Raw genomic sequence first — 18,124 nt, 5'->3', positions numbered from 1 at the left:
GGCCGGAGTAGTTACCGCTCCGCCTTCCAAATGGCTGTCGTGTCGATCCTGAGGACGAGCAGGCCGTCATCCAGCCCGACGGCGAGCTGCTCGCCGGGCAACGCGACCATCGTGTTGATGGGGGCGTCGACCGGGATCGTGTGCAGCGGAGCCGTTTCAGTGGGAGTCCACAAGCGAATCGTGGAATCCCGTCCGCCGCTGACGAATAGCGCGGGGAGCCAGGCTGTCAGCGCGGTAACTGCCCCCTTATGTCCGTGCATCACCGCAATCGGTTGTGCGGCAGCAGGACTCATCGGATCGAATATGTTCACCCTGCCGTCCTGGCTGGCGCTGGCGAGTAGCGGGCCACCTGTACCGGAAATGACCGTCAACGCCCGCACGGCGGCAGTGCCGCCTGAGAAGGTTCCCAGCAGTTCTTTCCCGGACGGATTCGACGGATCGAATATCCGAACGTTCCCGTCCACATCCGCGCTGGCGAGCAGCGTGGTCCGAGAGGCACCGGGTACTGAAACCAGCGCGGTGATCGCGGGACCGTGGTCCGATATCGTGGCGATCGGCGGTCGTTGTCCGGCGGCGGGATCCCACAAACAGATGACTCCGTCGCGGCCAGCGCTGGCAAGCAGGGTGGTGCCATCGGTGGTCGTCACCGCAGCGAGAGCGGTCACCAAGCTTCCGTGGCTGGGCAGGGTGATGCCAGGACCTTGTCCGGGAACGCAATTCCACAGGCAGATCCCCCCGTCGTCGGACGCGGTGGCGAGCATGGCGTTACCGTCGGCGCCACGGATAGTAACCAGGGCGGTCACGGTGTTGGTCCGGTTGATGAAGGTTCCGAGGAAGCCGAGCGGTTCGCCACTATCGGCAAGATGGAGGGCGACCGGTCGATCGTGGCAGGAGCTGGCGAGCATGGTGGTCTTGCGAGAAGGGGTTGAAACCGCCGCCAAGGCCGTGACGGCGCCGCGGTGTTCTGTCAGGCGTATGCCGGAACTCGCTTGTTCGACGGCTGAATTCCACAGTCCGGCGGTCGGGTTCCACAAGCGGATCGTCGCGTAGTGTGCGCTCGCGAGAAGGGCTCCGTGGTCCGGCAAAGGAATCGTTGCAAGCGCCGTGGCCTCCGATGTATCGGTGATCTGACCGGAGAGCGTCGAAATCGGTTCTGTCGCCGACCTTTTCCAGCCCCACTCACTTCCCAGTGAGAAGCCTTCGCGAATGCCCGGCGAAAGTTCATCGAACAGTACAGAACTCACATCCCACAGACTGATCGTGCCGCGACCGGCGCCGGCGACCAGTGCACCCCACTTGCCGAGGGACATCACAGCCATTGACGTAATCGGGTTGCCGTGCGATTGCGTTGGACGCCATGGACCGGTTCCCGTGAGGTTCATCAGAGTCACTCGCCCATCGGCCACGGCGGCCAGCAGAATCTTGCGGTCATACTGCAGCGCGGCTAACTGAGTGACCGGCCCAGCCGGGCTCGGGACGCTAGTAATCTCGCGGCCGTCAATAGCGTTCCACACCCGGATCATCGAGTCCGCACCGGCACTGATGAGAAGGCTGCCGTGGTCCGGGTCGATGAGGAAGGCCAATGCGGTGACGCCGCCGGTGTGTGCGACCAACACGCCCATCAACCGGCTGGTTACGAGATCCCAGACCTGAATGGCTGCGCCGCTGCTACAAGCGAGCAGAAACCTTTTGTCCGCCATGGGGATCGCTGCGAGGGCGACCCCATCGACGTGATCGGTCAGTGTTGCCAGGGGTTGTTTGCTACGAAGATCCCATATGAGGAGCCGGTGGTCTTCGCCGACGCTTGCCAGGATGCCGTCGCCTGCGACAGCCAGCGCGGTTACCGCACCATTGTGTCCGGACAGCACCCCCAGTGGCTGTCCGGTCGTGGGATTCCACAGACGGATCGTGCCGTCGCGGCTAGCGCTCGCCAGCCAGACTCCGCCGTCCGAGGCGGGTACGACAGCGAAGGTGACGACCGAGTCTGTGTGACCGGTGAGAGTTCGGAACGACATCCGTCGCTGCACGGTCGCCCAGCACATGTCGACAATGGCGTGGGGATCTACTGGCGCGGTCTTGGTGTGAAAGCCGGTGGTCCGGGCGGCCGCGATCCTCGAGGCGAAGCCGTAATACTGCCGATCTGTACGGCGGAGCCATTCCCGCGCGTTGGCTATGCCGTCGACCAGGGGAGGAAGAACCACTCTGCCGAAAGCTGCCCGCTCGGCGTCTGCACCAACCTGTTCCGGGTCGAGTAGTGCAAGCAGCTTCTCATTGTTGAGCAGCTGCCACCCCTGTGCGCCGGCATTCGCCGCGTGTGTCGAAAGATAGTGCCGGATATAGGGATTGATTGAGACCGGCAGATCCGCGCTGCCGTCGGCTGCCGCCTCGCCGGCTGCCGTGATCAAGGCGGCAGTGATGGCCGATTCCGAGATCTCGGTGGCAAAGAAGTGCCGGTGCTCGGTGTGGTAACCCTGGACGAAATATTCGGCGAAGGTGCGGTGGGCGAGTCGATAGACCGTTTGCTGGTGCTCGTTGTCGACGATCACGTATGGCGCGGCATCATCGATGAACCGCTCGATGTCGTGATCGTCGATCGCGTGTGAATTGTCCACAACGGCAACGGCTTGGGCGACGTTCCGCCAGAGCCCATCGTGGATGGGCAACCCGTGCCCAGCCGAAAACGCCAACGAGATCAGCAGTCCGGGGTAGGACGGATGTTTGCGCGACAGTCGGTCCACAGCGAGGCTGAAGATTCCTCGGTGATTACGCGCGAGTAGATCGTCCCAGGTGTTGTCGGAGTGCCAGTGTGGATCGGAGAGGACCTCGTGGACCGCTAGCTGGGCGATGAGGAAATGCGTATTGCGCTGCGCGACAGCATCGGCGAAGCGGTCGACATCCATGCGAACCCGGTTTCGCAGCCGGTGCGCGACGAACCGTCGAACCGCCTGGTGGTCGGAGCGGATCGACACGAGGTTCCGCTCGGATGCGCCGAGGGCACGCAGCAGGTTCGTGTCGGTGGTCGGACTGTCGATCTGGTCCTGGGTGCTTTGGCGAGTGCCCACGAGCAGCCGGACCTTCGGAAGCCGTCCGAGCGGACCCAGCACATGGTTGGCGAGTTCCTCGGGGAACACCGCCTCATCGAGTGCGTCGACCACAATCGTCAGCGGTGTACCGCGGGTGCGAATGGCCAGCGCCAGCCACCGGCCGGCGTCAGCGGCATCTCGGCCCATCACATCGTCCGGAATTGCGATATCCATGGCTGCAGCCAGTTTGGCGATCACATCGATTGTGGGGGCGCCGATCAGTGAAAGGCAGGTGTCGAAAACTTTGTCGGGCACGGTATCTGGAGACTTGGCCAGCAGACCCGCCCGCCGTAGGGCCGTACGCAATGCCGGGTTGGCGTGCACGATCAGGTTTCCGAGGAAGGCTGATTTGCCTGAGCCGGGTGGGCCGGTGATCACCAGCATGCCGCTGCGATGTTCTCGCAGCCAGGACACGACGTGGCGAGTAGCTTCCTCTCGGCCCTCGAAGTACCAGGACTGTTCGTTGAGCACCACATGCTCGAACGAGCCGAGCCCACCGTGGGCCTTGGTGATGAAATGCCGTTGGACATCGAGCGGCAAACTGCCTATCGCCCGCGCGAGCTCCTCGCGTGCATCGACGGATATATTGGCGGGCAGTCGAATTCGCCTCACAAGCGCCACAATGTCGTCGGCGATAGGTCCGCTCTGCTTAACGGTGACGTCCCTACTGGACAGAGCCTTGGCGAATCGATCCAGCAGCACATCCTCGGTGGCGAAGGTCTTGTGCAGAATGTTGTGCAGCATGGCCTGCCACCGTCCCAACGTCACCGCGCCTTCGTCGATGGTCGGGCTGATGAGCAGATAACAGCCCGGATATGACCTGTCATTCAGGGCGTTCTGCAACCGGCTGACGAAGCGCGCGGACTGGCATGCCTCGATCATCACTATCACCCACGGCCGTGGACGCGACTCGAAGCGACTTGCGATGGCGTCCGCGATTCGCTCAGGACCGATCCCCTCGGTGGCGGCATGCTGCGGGCTCGTTCGGCTGTGAATTAGCGTCGGATGCTCTTGGTCAGACGATCCGTGGCCGACCCAATACAGGATCGAGCTAGTCGCCGGATCGCGGGCTTCCCATTCCCGGAGCCTGTCGTGGACGTCGTCGTGGCCTCGATAGTGGTCGCCCCTACGGTCGGGGCACGCCGAACAATCCGGGTGCAGTCCAGCGGGAGGACGCCTGCAGCACGCCCAGGAGGTGCGCGGCCATTCGACGACATGGCATTCGAAATCGCCGAATGTGTCGATCATCGCTGCGAGATTTGTCTCGATCCCGTCGATCCGTTCATACCACTCCGTATCGAACTCTCCGATCGCGATCGGGAAGAGCTCAACACTGTCGGTCATCGATCATCACCGTCGGCAACCAGGATCAGCTGCTTGACCGGTGATGTTCCCGCGCCGGCGACAGTGACGCGATACAGACCGGGCCGGTGAATCCGTACCGGTGCCACGATTCGGTCGTCGCGGCGCTCCGCGGTCGGCAGGAATGTGGCGCGGCCCATCCTCGGGTCGTCGACCTGCTGCTCGATCCGAACCTTGAACCCTGTCACCGCATTCGCTCCGCTGATGCCGATCTCGAATTCGGTGCCGGTGCGAATTTCATCCGGAATCTCCAACCCGAGCTCGCCACCGGCGAGCCGTGTGCTGCGCGGATGGTGGAACAGGCAATCGCGGACATCCTGGAACGCTTCCGTCACCTGCGCCAAGGCACCGTGCTGTTGCGGCACAGTCTGATAGTTCTCGACATGCTCGGAGGTTCGCGGGACGGTGCCGTCGCCGAAGCTATGTTCGCGTCGCAGCGTTCTATCGGGTTGGCGAACCGGATTGCCTTCAGCGTCGAATCGTACGGTGTAGCCGTGACCCTCGACCCGGTTATCACGGTCGATGGTGATCGTGCTGATCGTCGGCTGGGCAATGCCGATCACCCTGCGATGATTGGGAGTACACACTCGCGCGAGCAGTTCCCGATCAGCGAACGCTGCTCGCGCAAGGTCACGATCTCCGCCGACCCGCACGACATCATCGACCGTCAACTCACGCATCTCGTCATCGTCGGTATGCAGGCACCGGTAAGCCGGAAGCAGGTCGTAGATCCCCGGCAGTGTCCGGGCCAGCTCCCGCATGCGATGGGCGGGAAGCGGTTTCCCTTCGCCGGAGCCCAGCATCACCATTGCCGGCGCCGCTCCATCGAACGGCGTACCCAACGTGACGGTCACGCCGACATTGTCCATGGCCCCGCTGATCAGGCCTAGAGCACGGCAGAGCAGTCCACCCATCGAATGCGCCACCAGATGCACCTTCGCATCCGGCCGCCCGGACAGCTGCCGCCAGCGCCTCAGATGCTCGTCGATCGCGACCGCCAGTAGTTCGGCATTGAGCCGTACCGGACGTCGCCAGTCGTAGCCGAACTCCCCGATCGCACGCGGGTCCTGGACAACCTTCGCCAGATCCTCGATGAGGTCCGTATAGGGTTCGTAGCCCTTGAGGAACGGCGCGTAGGCAGGCATCCGCAGCAGACGGCCCGGCACGATCCGGGTGTCATCGGGATCGTACTTCAACCGTTCGAACACATCCGCAGATCCCAACCACATCTTGCTCAGCAGGCCAGGCTTCAACCCCCACAACAGTTTCGGCGAGCCGCCCGAGATATCGACCAGTTCGGTCCCCATGATCCCGGGCACCACCAGGACCGCATCGGCGATAAGTGGCCGATCGGCCAGCCCTGCGTCCCTGACAGGCGGTGACTTCTCCAGGTTGCCGAAGCCCCCTGGCAGCTTGGTGTCCGGAAAGAAGTTGAGAAACGGATCTTGCTGCATACCAACATCATTACCGCTGCGGCAAGGTACGTCAGCAATACCGTGCTGCGCAGCGCCACCGTGCGAGCTGCCGGCTTTGAGAGCTGTTGCGAAAGATGATCTTGGACGTTGTTGCTGATCGTCGCTATCACGGGGCGAGGGGATGGGTTCGCCGGTGAGCGCCGCGAGCGCGGCGGCGATGTCGACCAGGGACGCGCGTACGTACGGCCCGTTCAAGGGCGTCTACTACACGCTGCTGGTGATGCTGGACATCTTCTCCCGCAAGGTCATCGCCTGGCGCGTGGTCCCGGGCGAATCCCAGTGGATCGCAAAGCAATTCCAGCTCGATGCCATCGCTGCCAACGATGGGGTCGTGCCCGATTACATCCACGCCGACAACGGCGGCCCGATGACCAGCAAACCGGTGTCGGAGCTGCTGATCGACCTCAACATCACCCGGAAGCTCGACCAGGCGCGCGAACTCCTGGACACAGGGGCCGACAGCGACTCTGCTGAATTCGGCGCTCATTACGACGAGCACACCCATCTGCTGCGTTCGGCCAGCTGCTATATCGAGGCGGGCAAACCGACAAGGGTGGCTGATCTCTACGGCACCGTGCTCACGACGGGTACCTTGTCTGACCGCGACGAGGGCTACTTCCGCGCCCGCCATGCCGTCGCGCTGGCCCTCAGCGGCGAACCGGACAGTGCTGCCGATGAAGGACTTCTCGCTATGCGCCGTGCCACTGAAAAGCAATCTGCCCGAACCATGCAGGAACTGGCCCGAGCTATGGAGGCGATGGGACGTTGGCAGCACCGGCCAGGGCCGCGAGAGCTGCGAGAAGCCCTCGCTGCCCACGGAACCAGGTAGCGATCAGCCACCGTTGGACGGCTCGGATAACGAAGGCCAGCCCTAGGGGGACCGACCAGGCTGCACCCCCGTTTTCGAGGGTTCAGCCAAACACAGGGTGGCAATCCTTAGCAATTGAATGGCAAAGCTTGTTTCCACCTGGCGACCTTTCCACCCGAGCGAAACCAAACAGTAAAATACTGGGCGGTTGAGTTAGATTTCCGATCGAAGTTTCGCCTGGTCAGAGTCGATTTATGACCGAAGTCCGAGATTTACTGGATAAGTGTGGCGCAAATCATGTTTAAGCGTCGGAGTGTCGGGCGAAGCTGCTTTCCAAGTTTATTGATCAACCTGTAAGCTCGGTTCCCAGCACACAGCAAACCCCAGGCCAGATGCCGAGGGGCTCTGGTCCTGGGGCTTTTGCTTCTGCTTGGTCGGCAGGGGGCTGAAGTTACCAGACGGGTGGGCCGTTGTCAGTGACTGCGGGCACAGTCTGATCGGAGCTTTGCGTGCCGTGTGCCATGAGTCCGGCGAAACCGTGCTCATGAGCGGAAGGCGGCTCCCTATGGTCAACTTGGAATAGCTTTCCCATCAGTGGTTCCTGCTCGGCATGTCCGCGATTTCGCAAGATAACTGCTACGTGCGGCATAAAGTAGGCATATGGCTGGATGACCGAATATGTCGTCGGCCAGGTTTTGGCACGCTCATTTGGTGGTGCGTCGAGTAGCGAAAACTATAAAGTCTTCCCGTTCGCTGATGACTTTGTTCGATTGTGGGCGGGCGCAGAATTTGTGATATCCTATAAAAGGAAGCTTATTTCGTCTTATGAACTCTGAAAATACAAGCGTGTCGCCGCGTGGAGACGATACGACAGCGAAGAAGATTCTCTGCATAGATGGTGGCGGAATCAAGGGGGTCTTCCCAGCGGCATTTCTTGCCGACCTGGAGGAGGAGGTCGACGGCTCGATCGGCGACTATTTTGATTTGATCGTTGGAACATCGACCGGTGGAATCATCGCACTCGGTCTGGGTCTTGGCCTGTCGGCGAAGGAGACCCTCGGGTTCTATGAGAAGTACGGACCAAGTATCTTCCGTGGTAATGGTGGCCTTGGTCTTGTTCGCTGGCTCGGCGCGGCAAAATATAATCCGACTCCGTTGCGAGATGCTTTGACCGAGGTTTTTGGTGAGAAGAAGCTCGGACATAGCCGCACGCGTCTTGTCATTCCATCGCTAGATCTGGAGACGGGGCAGGTGCATGTCAAGAAAACTGCACACCATCCTCGCTTTGAGCGTGATTATAAAGAGCTTGCTGTCGATGTCGCTCTTGCGACTGCAGCGGCGCCGACATATTTTCCGACGCACCGCATCCAGGCTGGTATTCCCTTGATAGACGGCGGTACATGGGCCAACAATCCGATGGGTGCGGCCGCCGTCGAAGCGCTCGGCGTGCTCGAATGGACAAAGGGGGACGTTCGCCTCCTCAGTGTTGGCTGCACAACCGCCCCACTCAACGTCGGCGCGGATCGCACCGAGCGTCTGGGCGTGAATTACTGGGCTAAACGTCTGGTGGCCGTCATGATGGCGGGGCAATCATCGGCATCTATCGGAACCGCTCAACTTCTTCTCGGACATGAGAACGTTAGACGCATCTCACCGATGGTCGGTGATGGCCGGTACAAACTTGACCGCGTAAAGGACATACCGTCGCTACGGGCCCGCGGAGCCTCGGAGGCTCGTACGCAGCTTCCGCTCCTGCGGGAGATGTTCTTCTCGACCAAAGCGAGCGAGTTCGTTCCTATTCGATCGCTTGACGAACAGTCGATGGAGGCGGCCCGATGAAGCTGATCAAACACTTCGATGCGTTCCTGGCAAACAAAGTGAACCTACGACAGTCGCGCATTGATCTGCTGGACGATCGCGTCACGGCAGTCGAAAACTACTTGTCGTCTGGCGACAATGTAGTAGCTGATAATTTCCTTGAGCTGATACCACAAGGGTCCTATGCTCACCGGACGATTATCAACCCGGTTCAGACCAACGACGAGTTTGATGCTGACGTCTTGCTCAGTATGAAGGAAGTGGAGGGCTGGGACGCTGAGGACTATGTTCAGCAGCTGTATTCTGTCTTCCGGGCTGAGGGTGGTCGGTATCGGGATAAGGTTAGCCGCAATAAGCGGTGCGTGAAAGTCGACTATGCGAACGAGTTTCATATCGACGTTGTTCCATATTTGGAACGACATGACGAGCACTACATCACGAACCGCGAGACAAACGAGTTCGAGAAGACGGACCCCGAAGGCTTCAATCAGTGGTTGGACGGCAAGAATCGGACCGCTAACGGACATCTCGTCAAGGTGCTGCGCCTATTGAAATTCCTTCGCGACCACAAGAACACCTTCTCGGTAAAATCGGTGATTCTCACAATTCTTGTCGGTGAGCGAGTCAATGACGTGCTTATCTGGGGCGATCCTGACTACTACAAGGATGTCCCAACTACTCTAAAGAACGTTCTGAACGACCTCGACAACTATCTTCAGAACTATCCTGAAACGCCACCGCTTGTCGCTGACCCAAGCTGTCCTACGGAAGACTTTAATCACAGGATCGACCCGGATCAGTACAAGAATTTCGTCACCAAGGTTGCTTACTACTCCCAGAAGGTGACTGAGGCATTTGAAGAGAAGGATGTTGAGGAGAGTAAGCGCAAGTGGCGTGCGATCTTCGGCGACGACTTCGGCACTTATGATACGACAACAAAATCAGCGCTCGAAGCCCACAAGGGCCGCATGGGTGTCAAAGACACTGAGGAAACCATAGAGGGACGGTGGGGAATTCCAATTCAACTCGACCCTAAATTCAAGGTGAGGATCGGGGCACAACTGCAGAAAAAAACAGGCTTCCGCCACTACGAGCTGGGAAGTCACGGAAATGTTGTCAGTAGGGGCCGCACCATCAACTTTCGACTCTCTGAAGTCACCGTTCCGGCGCCATTCGCCGTCTATTGGAAGGTCCGGAACACGGGTGAAGAGGCGATCGAAGCAGATTGCATCCGTGGCCAGGTTGTAGAGGACGACGGGACTAGAACCAGGTCCGAGCCGACTACTTTCCGGGGCAGCCACTTCGTCGAGTGCTACATCGTCAAGGACGGGGTTTGCGTGGCGAAGGACCGGCACTCCGTAATTATTCGGTGAGAAGATAGCGGCCTTGGCGCGGTCGGAGGAGTCGTCTGTCGTACTCCTCCGGCCCTGCCGCATATTCCTCACCGCTTCCTCCCATGCGTATCCCGCATCCTTTCCCCACGCCCCAACAACCGCCGCCGTACCGTCTGCGGATACACATCAAGCTTGTCTCCGATCCGTTGGGCGGACCATCCCTCGTCATACAGCCGCACCGCCTCATCGATCTGTTCTTCGCTCAGCCCCGCCCGACGCATCTCTACCCCCATCCGGTGGAGGTGCTTGCCGACCGTGTCTCGACTGATGCCGTACTTCGTCGCTAGCTCGTACACCGTGAGTCCGCCACTCGTGCAGTCCAAGGCCAGCGCCGCTCGCTCCTGCTCGTTCAGTTGCCGCAATCGACGAGGTGAGGCGCTAGTCAAATCACGAGATCGTGGCTGGTTGGCTTCATGCCCGGCCTCCGCCAACAGGGCTAAAAGCCCCTGACCTGCGCCGTTGCAATTTGACTGTCGCCTCAGATCGCCCACAAGGGGTGGTCTTACCCGGCCCGGGTTCCTTTGGGACCACGGGCCGGGTAAGACCACTTTTCCGTTTCTAGCCTCGCTACGTATTGGCCGCTGTGTGGTCCTTGTGGAACCTCTCCCGCCCCTCCCAGCTGCATCGTGCAGATCGGCGAATGGCTGGTTCAGTCGGTCGGACGTGACCCCGTGGATATCCAGGTAGAAGCATTCATAGACGTCTCGTTCAAGAGCCGCCGGATGGCGTCGTCGCTGCAGTCGCTGAGGGGGGTCGGCTATCAGCTCCAATACGCTCATCAGCACCTCGACACCGACTGCCGACTCCGCGCCGGTGGCCGCCAAGTTGGCTTCGACGGTCGCCCAGTCATTACGAATACGGTGCAGCCGTGTCTTGATCTTGTCCTGCGGAAGCTGGCCGTCTGCCGCGATGTCGAGTAGTCGCTCCGCCTTGCCATCCAGTTCCTTCAGCCGATTCTGCATGCTGGCGTGCATCGCGCTGGCACTCCGTTCAGGGCGATGACGGCAGACTGATTGAAAGTTATCTCCGATGTCATGTGGAGAACAATCGGATCACTATGGTAGCGTTTGTCAAACTGGATATCTCACCTATGGAGCTGTATCAATGATAGAGTTGCCTCGTCCTCTCCTGTGGGCCGACCGAGCCGCCTCGATGCCTTACGTAAAGGGTGGCGGTGACGCTCAAGTGGAGTCTCTGCGTGATCTACTTGAGCGGGTTCAGCGTGATGGTGGCGACCCGGAGACAGTGCTTGCCGTTGAACGCACGCGCCCCAGAGGATTTGTTGAGCGGGCCACGCGGCGAAGTTGGCGAGTGACCGATGCTGGAGAGGAATGGCTTAGGTCGGGGGATAACGCTTTCCTTATTGGTGTATTTCACTCCGAGATTCGCTTTGTAGGAGAGCTCTTGGCTCAGCTGGAAAACGGCCCTCTGACTCATGGTCAGCTGTTGGATCAGGCTAAGTCGGAATATGACTTGATTTGGAACTCGCCAGACCAGGTGCGGCGACGAACTACGTGGTTGCGCTGTGCGGGATTTGTCGAGCTAAATTTCGATAACTATTTGTCCATCACGTCAGGTGGTCGTGCTTTTGTTGCGCGGCTAGAAAACCATCCTCCTTCCTCCTCTTTCGAAAATATAGATCATCTACAGAAGCCCGTCGTCGAACTCGGTTCCGGTTCAGGCGAAATCCGAGAGTTCTTAGACTCGCTCAGTAATGAGAAGCTTCGAGAACGACGTCGCCTCATCGGCTATATGCCAGGTAGTACATTAAATCTTGATGGTATCAAGAGCCTGGTGACGGCGGCTTCTCCTAGTATCACCAAGGCGGACTGGAGCAATCGCTGCCAAGAGGTATTCGATGTCAGCCATTCATCGGCGATGCAGGCACTGGGATCATTCCGTGGTGCAGGATTGCTTCAACAGGTCGCAAGAGATTCCGATTCAGTTACTCCGCTGGCTGCAGCTTGGCTTGAATCAGATCTTGATCTGGACCTCATCCGGCTGATGCATGGACATATCCGCTTCTTCGGAGAGATTCTGGCATTTTTGCAGAAGACGGGGTCTGCCGCCGAATTGGCCTCCAAAGCGCTTGAGTTCAATATTCCAGTACCTGATCTGCAACGCCGGATTAATCTTCTGATTGCTAGTGGGCTAATTGCGGAGTCGGTAGGTCGCCGCTTTCAGCTCACTGCCTTGGGGCAAGCATTGGTTCATGAACTCCCTCTGGAGGCCATAGAAATTACTGCCCAGGAGTCGATCGAAAATGAATTGAAGCCGAGCTATGCGCCGTTAGATGATGTGATGTCAGCCGATCGCCTCCAAAGCGAACTGAGAACCGCTGCGCGCGCGGCTTCTGATTTTACGCGCCTTGAGCGTGCTGTAGCGTCTGCGTTTTCATTCCTCGGCTTCAATGTTCGGCATATTGGAGGGCAGGGGCGAACTGACGTGAGGGCATCCGCTCCATTGTCTGGAGGACGTCGGTTTGTTGTGATAGCCGATGCCAAGGCGTCGGCAAAGGGACAAGTTGCGTCGTTCGATGTTGTCACTCTCAGGGAACATAAAGAACAGCATAATGCCGATTACGTGGTGGCGGTCGGCGAGAGTTTTTCGGACAAGAGGACCATAGATCGAGCCAAATCTGAAGGTGTAGGCCTTCTACCGATTGGAGTCCTTTGCGATATTTTGGATTTAGCAAGCGAAGGTTTGATCGGATCGGAGGATATTCGCATCCTGGTGTCGGGGGAGGGATTAATTAGCGATGCGTCGATTAAAGAGACTGCTCGTGCGAACCGCCGCATCCTGGAAATTTATAAGTCTGTCCTGGCGGCGCTGGCGGTAGAAGCTGTGCGCGACGATGAAGTAACGAATGGGGCTTTGAGTCCGTCAGATATTTACATGGAACTTCGAAATCAAGTCAACGCTCCATCGCTGAAGGAAATAGAATTTATTCTCGACTTCTTGGCAAGTCCGCTGGTTCGTAGCGTATCGAAATTACAGGAGAAGTATGTTCTGGCCGAGCACGTAAGCATCGTTTGCGGGCGGCTTCGTCAGTTGAGCATCACCGTTGGTGGAGCGAGTGCAGTCGAATAATAGCCTGGAGCGAGTGCAGTCGAATAATAGCTGGGCCTTGGATCCTCGGTCAGGCTTGAGTACGATTCCGACATCCAAGCGGCATGGTGCGCGCCGATCGTGGTGGGCGAAAGTAGACAATCTAACCGCCGTTTGACCTGTGCCGCAACCTGCGGACGGAGGCCTGGCAGCGCGGCGCAGCCTCGATCTTGGCGATGTGACCTTGGCCAGCCAGCCCGGTTCCCACTGTTTCAAGTAGCGTCCGGTCTACCCCGGCTCGAAGGGGCCATACCGGACGTTACTTGAACCGGATGACCACTAAGCAATCGTCAGCACCGCGGCGCGCCCAGGACACGTTTCTGTCGGTGGGCCATGAGAGCATCTGCGCCAACCAAGAGAGGACGAGATGATCGTCAAGTGCGTTGACTGCTCAAGAACATTCGAAGATAGGCCCACTGGCCGCGGGAGTGCAAGAAAACGCTGCGCCGAGCATGCCACGCTTCGGGCCAAGGAACTCCTGAGAGCTCGGGATGCGCTTGTGCGGGCGAATAAGTGGGGTGTGACAGCGGAATTGGTAATTGCGCGAGAGGTATTCGAGCGGGACAACTGGATCTGCCACCTGTGTCAGTCCGAGATCCCGGCGGACGTACGTGGAGCGCGAGTACCCGGCAGCAAGCACCAGCCGTTGGGACCGGTTGTTGATCATGTGATCCCGTTGTCCGCAGGCGGGCCGCACACTCTCGCAAATGTGAAGACTGCACATTGGACCTGCAATGCGCAGAAGCACACCAAAACACAAATTGTTACGGCCACAGAGAGCGCAGCCTTGGAGGGGGATCAGGGTTCGAAAAACTATCTGCCGTACCCAAAAGGCCGTCAATGTGAACTCGACGGGTGCGCTCGGCCCTTCTTCGCAAAAAGATATTGTCAGCTTCACTATAGTCGACAGCGAAAGTTTGGTCATCCGTTGACTGCGCGATGTTGTTGTGGTTGCAGAGGTCTTGCCGACGTCTCCCCCTCATTCCAGGGGATGTTTTATCTCCCGGGACACGGCTTAAGCGGGCCATCTGCTTCTCCTACCGAAAAGTTGCATGTCAGCCTCAAACCCCAGCCGGTATCGAACCATGGGCGCCAACGTCATGGGCTACTCGATGACTGTGCGATATGGACTGGGCCGCAAAATGACAAGGGTTATGGGAAACTGTATCTCAGGATTGAGGGTTTGAAACGGCGAGGTAAAATGATGCTTGCGCACCGGTTGGCCTATGAGCTGGCCTACGGAAGAGAAGCGCTGGAGGGGTTTACGGTAGATCATCTTTGCGCTGTCCGACTGTGCTGTAACCCTAATCATCTGGAGGCTGTCTTTCTTGCCGAAAATCTCAAGCGTGCAGGGGAAATGGTGCTTGCTTGTACGCGTGGACACATCTACGATACCGAAAACACTGCTCGATTCGCAAGTGGATATCGCAAGTGTCGTCAGTGCATTGTCGATCGGACCCATATAACCGAACAAGGGCACTCTTTCGTTGCGGACCCGAACAGTCCGTCCAAAAAGCGTCGGTGTCTCATTTGCCGGCAAGCTCGCCAGTCTGAATCATCCTTTTGTCCGCATGGCCACGAGTTCACTCCAGAAAACACAGTCTATAGCAAAGAGGGATATCGGAAATGTCAACAGTGCATTTTCGAAGTCAACGATCGAGATCATTTCGCATTGAAGGGACACCGATTCGTAGCCGATACCTCCAACTCAAGCGGCAAGCGACGCCGATGCCTGATTTGCCAAAACAAATCAGCCAAGAACCTGGAGCTGTTCTAGAAGCTCTATGGAAAGACCCAGTTTTGCGCCACAGCATCAACACTCCAGTGCTATAACCACCGCAGCCAGAGACAGGGATTGAATGCTGCTTTAAGTGCCTCGACAGACGGGTTCGTCTCCCAGTCCATCGGGGCGGGGCCAAAACGGTTGCGTTGCATTGATCGCCATCAGACCAGACGGTTTTACTGGCGTTGTGGGGCGAACGACCCAGTGTCTCGTTGAGCAACCTTCGATAGGTAGTCGGGCAGCCGGATCTTGGAGTTCACGGCGAATTCGCGTTTGGGTCGGGCGTGCTGGTTGTGCCAGCGGATGTAGGTGCCGATCGCAGCGTCCTGCTCGCCGTGACTGCGGTGATCGGTGCCGGCTAGCGCGAAGTAGCGCAGGGCCGCGAACTCGGACTCGATCCAGTTCAACCGGGACGAATAGGTCGGCAGGAACACCAGTTCCACGTCATCGTCGGCGGACCACTCGCGGACTTCGGCCCGCTTGTGCGGGGAGAAGTTGTCGGCGATGACGTAGAGCTTCTCCCCGGGCCAGCGGGCCTGCGGGGATTTCAGAAATGCCAGGAACTCGGTCCACCGCTTGCGATCTCGGATTCGGTAGTGGGTCTTCCCGGTTGCCAGATCCAGGGCCCTGAGCAGGTGCCGCACACCGTGGGTGCGGTGGTAGGTCGCGCGCAACCCTTTCGGTCTTCGTTGCCGGAACCAGCCGCGGCCGGGGCGGGTTTGCAGATTCAACGGCCCGAACTCGTCCACGCAGATCACGCGCCCGTCGGCGGGCGGGTGGTCGTAGAGGTCGAGAATCCCGTTCATCTTCGCCGTGAATTCCCGATCGGTGCCGGCCTTCCAGGTCTTGATCGCCTGCCACGACACCCCTCGGCCTTCAAAGTCTTGCGCAGCGTCTCGCGGCTGATCTCGGCGATTTCGTTGGTGGCCAGCACTTCTCGCGGTTTCGACAGGCTCCACGTCGAGAACGGCCACCCGGGTCGCGGGGGCAGCGCCGGGCGATGCAGGCGATGCGTTCACGCGTCGCCCGATCGACCTTCTTCGGCCTGCCCCCGCTCCATTTTGGACACCGTTGGCGAATTCGGTTGGGGCGTAGGTAGTTCGGCATGATCGACATCGATATTTCGGTCACGGTGTCGGTGGAGGTTGTGGTGTCGTTGCGTCCGCGCAGGTGGGACGAGGTTCCAGCGGAGACGGTCCGGATCGCCCGGGCGGTGTTCCCGCAGGGTTGCCTGGCTATGCGGACGCGGGATGTTCTGGGTCCGATCTTCGCTGATGCAGAGTTCGCGGAAGTGTTCTCCCGCCGCGGTCAGCCTGCGATCTCACCCGCGTTGCTGGCGTTGGTGTCGGTGTTGCAGTTCTCCGAGGGACTCACCGATCGTCAAGCGGCGCAAGCGATTCGGGCTCGGATCGACTGGAAATACGCGCTCGGGTTGGAGGTGACCGATCCCGGCTTCGACTACTCGGTGCTCAGCGAGTTCCGTTCCCGGCTGGTCGCGGGCGGGCTGGAACACCGTGTGCTCGACGCGGTCCTGGAGGCGGCTCGGAAGGCGGGGCTGCTGAAGCCGGGCGGTCGGCAACGGACCGATTCCACTCACGTGCTGGCAGCGGTCCGGGACCTCAACCGGCTCCAGTTCGTCACCGAAACGCTACGAGCCGCGCTAAACGCGCTCGCCGCCGCGGCCCCGGACTGGTTGACCAGCATCGCCGAGCCGGAGTGGTTCGACCGATACAGTGCCCGATCAGAAGACACCCGGTTCCCGAGCCGCTGGTCGGCGCGGGCAGCGCACGCCGACCAGATCGGCTCCGACGGGATGACCGTGCTGTCGGCCGTCACCGCCGCGGACGCACCGGCCTGGCTGCCACAGCTTCCGGCGATGGAATTGCTGCGCAGGATATGGATTCAGCAGTATCAGGTCACCGACGGAACAGTGACGTGGCGAGACAAGAAAGACCTGCCACCAGCAGCGATCCGCTACTGCTCGCCCTATGACGAACAAGCCCGAACCGGCACCAAGCGTGACACCTCCTGGAACGGCTATAAAGTCCATCTGACCGAAACCTGCGAGCCTGACGCACCCCACCTGATCACTCAGGTCGTCACTACTGCGGCGCCGGTTCCCGACATGGCGATGACCGCAGCGATCCATACCGACCTGGCCGAACGGGATCTGCTTCCCGGCGTGCACCTCGTGGATGCAGGCTATGTCGATGCAGACCTGCTCATTGCAGCGCAGCAGCGCCACGGAGTCGAACTGTTGGGCCCGGCGAAAGCGGCCACGGGCTGGCAGGCCGCCGCGGACAGCGGCTACACCCTGTCCGATTTCACGATCGACTGGGACAACGCGCAGGTCACCTGCCCGCAAGGCACCACTTCCAATTCCTGGAAAGCCGACCAGTCCCAGGACGGAATCCCTGTCATCAGAGTTCGATTCCCCAGCTCACAGTGCCGGTCCTGCCCCGCTCGCGAACAATGCACCCGCTCCAATTCAGGACGGCGGCTCACCCTGCGCCACCGCGCCCAGCACCAAGCTCTTCAACGCGCTCGCGCCGAACAACAGACCGAGCAGTGGCAACAGCGCTACCAACACCGCGCGGGCGTGGAAGGCACCATCGCCCAAGGAATTCGAGCCTGCGGCCTGCGCCGGTCCCGCTACCGCGGCCTGGCCAAGACCAGTCTCCAACACCTACTGACCGCAGCAGGCATCAACCTCAACCGCCTCGATACCTGGTGGGCGGCAACACCTTTCGCGCCGACCCGAACCTCACACTTCGCCGCGCTCAGACCTGTAGCCTGACGACACACCGGAGTTCGCCAACGGTGTCCATTTTGGGTCCAATGCTTCGAACCCCCGTTCGTTGAACTCGTGGATCACTCGCCGCACATCGGCTTCCGACACTTGCATCGGCCGAGCGATCGCGGGGACCGGCTGCCGCTGCGCCGAGGCCATCACCACGATCGCGCGACGCATCCTGCTGGTCTTCGTGATCTTCTGCAACCGGCACCCTTCCTCCGAGGTCACCGCTCGCACAAACACTTCCGGGCCACCGGCACCACCTCCACCAGCAGCATCACCGCGTGTAGGCACTCGATCAACTCGACACCCGGTTACCTGCGCGACCTTTCTAGACGAGGCACCAGATGGAAGAGTGAATCCGGAGAATTAGGTGCCGGTTCGATGCTGCAGTGCGGCCGGAACGGGTTCGGTGCAATCCATAAGTTTGCTGATGGATTGCTAAAGTCGTAAGACGGTCGGCGTGTCGTTCGGCGACATGCCGGAGATGATTACTTCG

The 18,124-nt window shown here is 59.7% G+C and carries 11 protein-coding genes; 6 read left to right on the top strand and 5 right to left on the bottom strand.

Annotated features, from left to right (window positions below; genetic code table 11):
* Positions 1–11: 11 nt before the first annotated feature.
* Positions 12–3,965, bottom strand: a complete 3,954-nt coding sequence (locus tag ACQP1G_RS35180) for an NACHT and WD repeat domain-containing protein (protein ID WP_433193989.1) — start codon at positions 3,963–3,965, stop codon at positions 12–14.
* A 458-nt stretch (positions 3,966–4,423) separates the two neighbouring features.
* A complete protein-coding gene (locus tag ACQP1G_RS35175) occupies positions 4,424–5,899 on the bottom strand; it encodes a lipase/acyltransferase domain-containing protein (RefSeq protein ID WP_433193988.1) in 1,476 nt (491 codons plus the stop codon).
* 154 nt (positions 5,900–6,053) lie between these two features.
* Between ACQP1G_RS35175 and ACQP1G_RS35170 the strand changes: the two genes are divergently transcribed.
* From ACQP1G_RS35170 to ACQP1G_RS35160, 3 genes are all read left to right on the top strand, one after another.
* Positions 6,054–6,749, top strand: coding sequence for an integrase catalytic domain-containing protein (locus ACQP1G_RS35170; RefSeq protein ID WP_433193987.1), 696 nt, complete (start codon positions 6,054–6,056; stop codon positions 6,747–6,749).
* A gap of 804 nt (positions 6,750–7,553) precedes the next feature.
* On the top strand, positions 7,554–8,567 hold the full coding sequence (locus tag ACQP1G_RS35165) for a CBASS cGAMP-activated phospholipase (protein WP_433193986.1): 1,014 nt from the start codon (positions 7,554–7,556) through the stop codon (positions 8,565–8,567).
* Complete coding sequence (locus ACQP1G_RS35160) at positions 8,564–9,919, top strand: SMODS domain-containing nucleotidyltransferase (protein WP_433193985.1); 1,356 nt, start codon at positions 8,564–8,566, stop codon at positions 9,917–9,919. The genes ACQP1G_RS35165 and ACQP1G_RS35160 overlap by 4 nt, the downstream gene beginning before the upstream one ends.
* Positions 9,920–9,987: 68 nt before the next feature.
* Here the strand turns inward: ACQP1G_RS35160 and ACQP1G_RS35155 are convergent, their stop codons facing one another.
* Positions 9,988–10,914, bottom strand: coding sequence for a hypothetical protein (locus ACQP1G_RS35155; RefSeq protein ID WP_433193984.1), 927 nt, complete (start codon positions 10,912–10,914; stop codon positions 9,988–9,990).
* A 211-nt stretch (positions 10,915–11,125) separates the two neighbouring features.
* Between ACQP1G_RS35155 and ACQP1G_RS35150 the strand changes: the two genes are divergently transcribed.
* Together ACQP1G_RS35150 and ACQP1G_RS35145 are read left to right on the top strand one after the other, a co-directional pair.
* Positions 11,126–13,030: a hypothetical protein gene (locus ACQP1G_RS35150; RefSeq protein WP_433193983.1), complete on the top strand. Its 1,905-nt coding sequence runs from the start codon at positions 11,126–11,128 to the stop codon at positions 13,028–13,030.
* Positions 13,031–13,415: 385 nt separating this feature from the next.
* Positions 13,416–14,825, top strand: coding sequence for an HNH endonuclease (locus ACQP1G_RS35145; RefSeq protein ID WP_433193982.1), 1,410 nt, complete (start codon positions 13,416–13,418; stop codon positions 14,823–14,825).
* 182 nt (positions 14,826–15,007) lie between these two features.
* On the opposite strand, the gene ACQP1G_RS35140 is transcribed toward ACQP1G_RS35145, so the two are convergent.
* Positions 15,008–15,697 (bottom strand): IS630 family transposase, encoded by a 690-nt coding sequence (locus ACQP1G_RS35140; RefSeq protein ID WP_433193981.1) that lies wholly within the window; start codon positions 15,695–15,697, stop codon positions 15,008–15,010.
* Positions 15,698–15,981: 284 nt separating this feature from the next.
* Here ACQP1G_RS35140 and ACQP1G_RS35135 point away from each other — a divergent pair, with 284 nt between their 5' ends.
* The gene (locus ACQP1G_RS35135; protein ID WP_433209096.1) at positions 15,982–17,628 is read left to right on the top strand and encodes an IS1182 family transposase; all 1,647 of its coding nucleotides are present in this window, start codon (positions 15,982–15,984) and stop codon (positions 17,626–17,628) included.
* Here ACQP1G_RS35135 and ACQP1G_RS35130 read toward each other — a convergent pair.
* Positions 17,596–17,802, bottom strand: a complete 207-nt coding sequence (locus ACQP1G_RS35130; RefSeq protein ID WP_433209093.1) for a helix-turn-helix domain-containing protein — start codon at positions 17,800–17,802, stop codon at positions 17,596–17,598. The genes ACQP1G_RS35135 and ACQP1G_RS35130 overlap by 33 nt on opposite strands.
* Positions 17,803–18,124: the final 322 nt, after the last annotated feature.

It is taken from the genome of Nocardia sp. CA-107356, assembly GCF_050946365.1.
In the GTDB taxonomy this organism is placed as follows: Bacteria; Actinomycetota; Actinomycetes; order Mycobacteriales; family Mycobacteriaceae; genus Nocardia.
The sequence above is the reverse complement of the archived record's forward strand: the minus strand, read 5'-3'. Positions and strand labels throughout refer to the sequence as shown.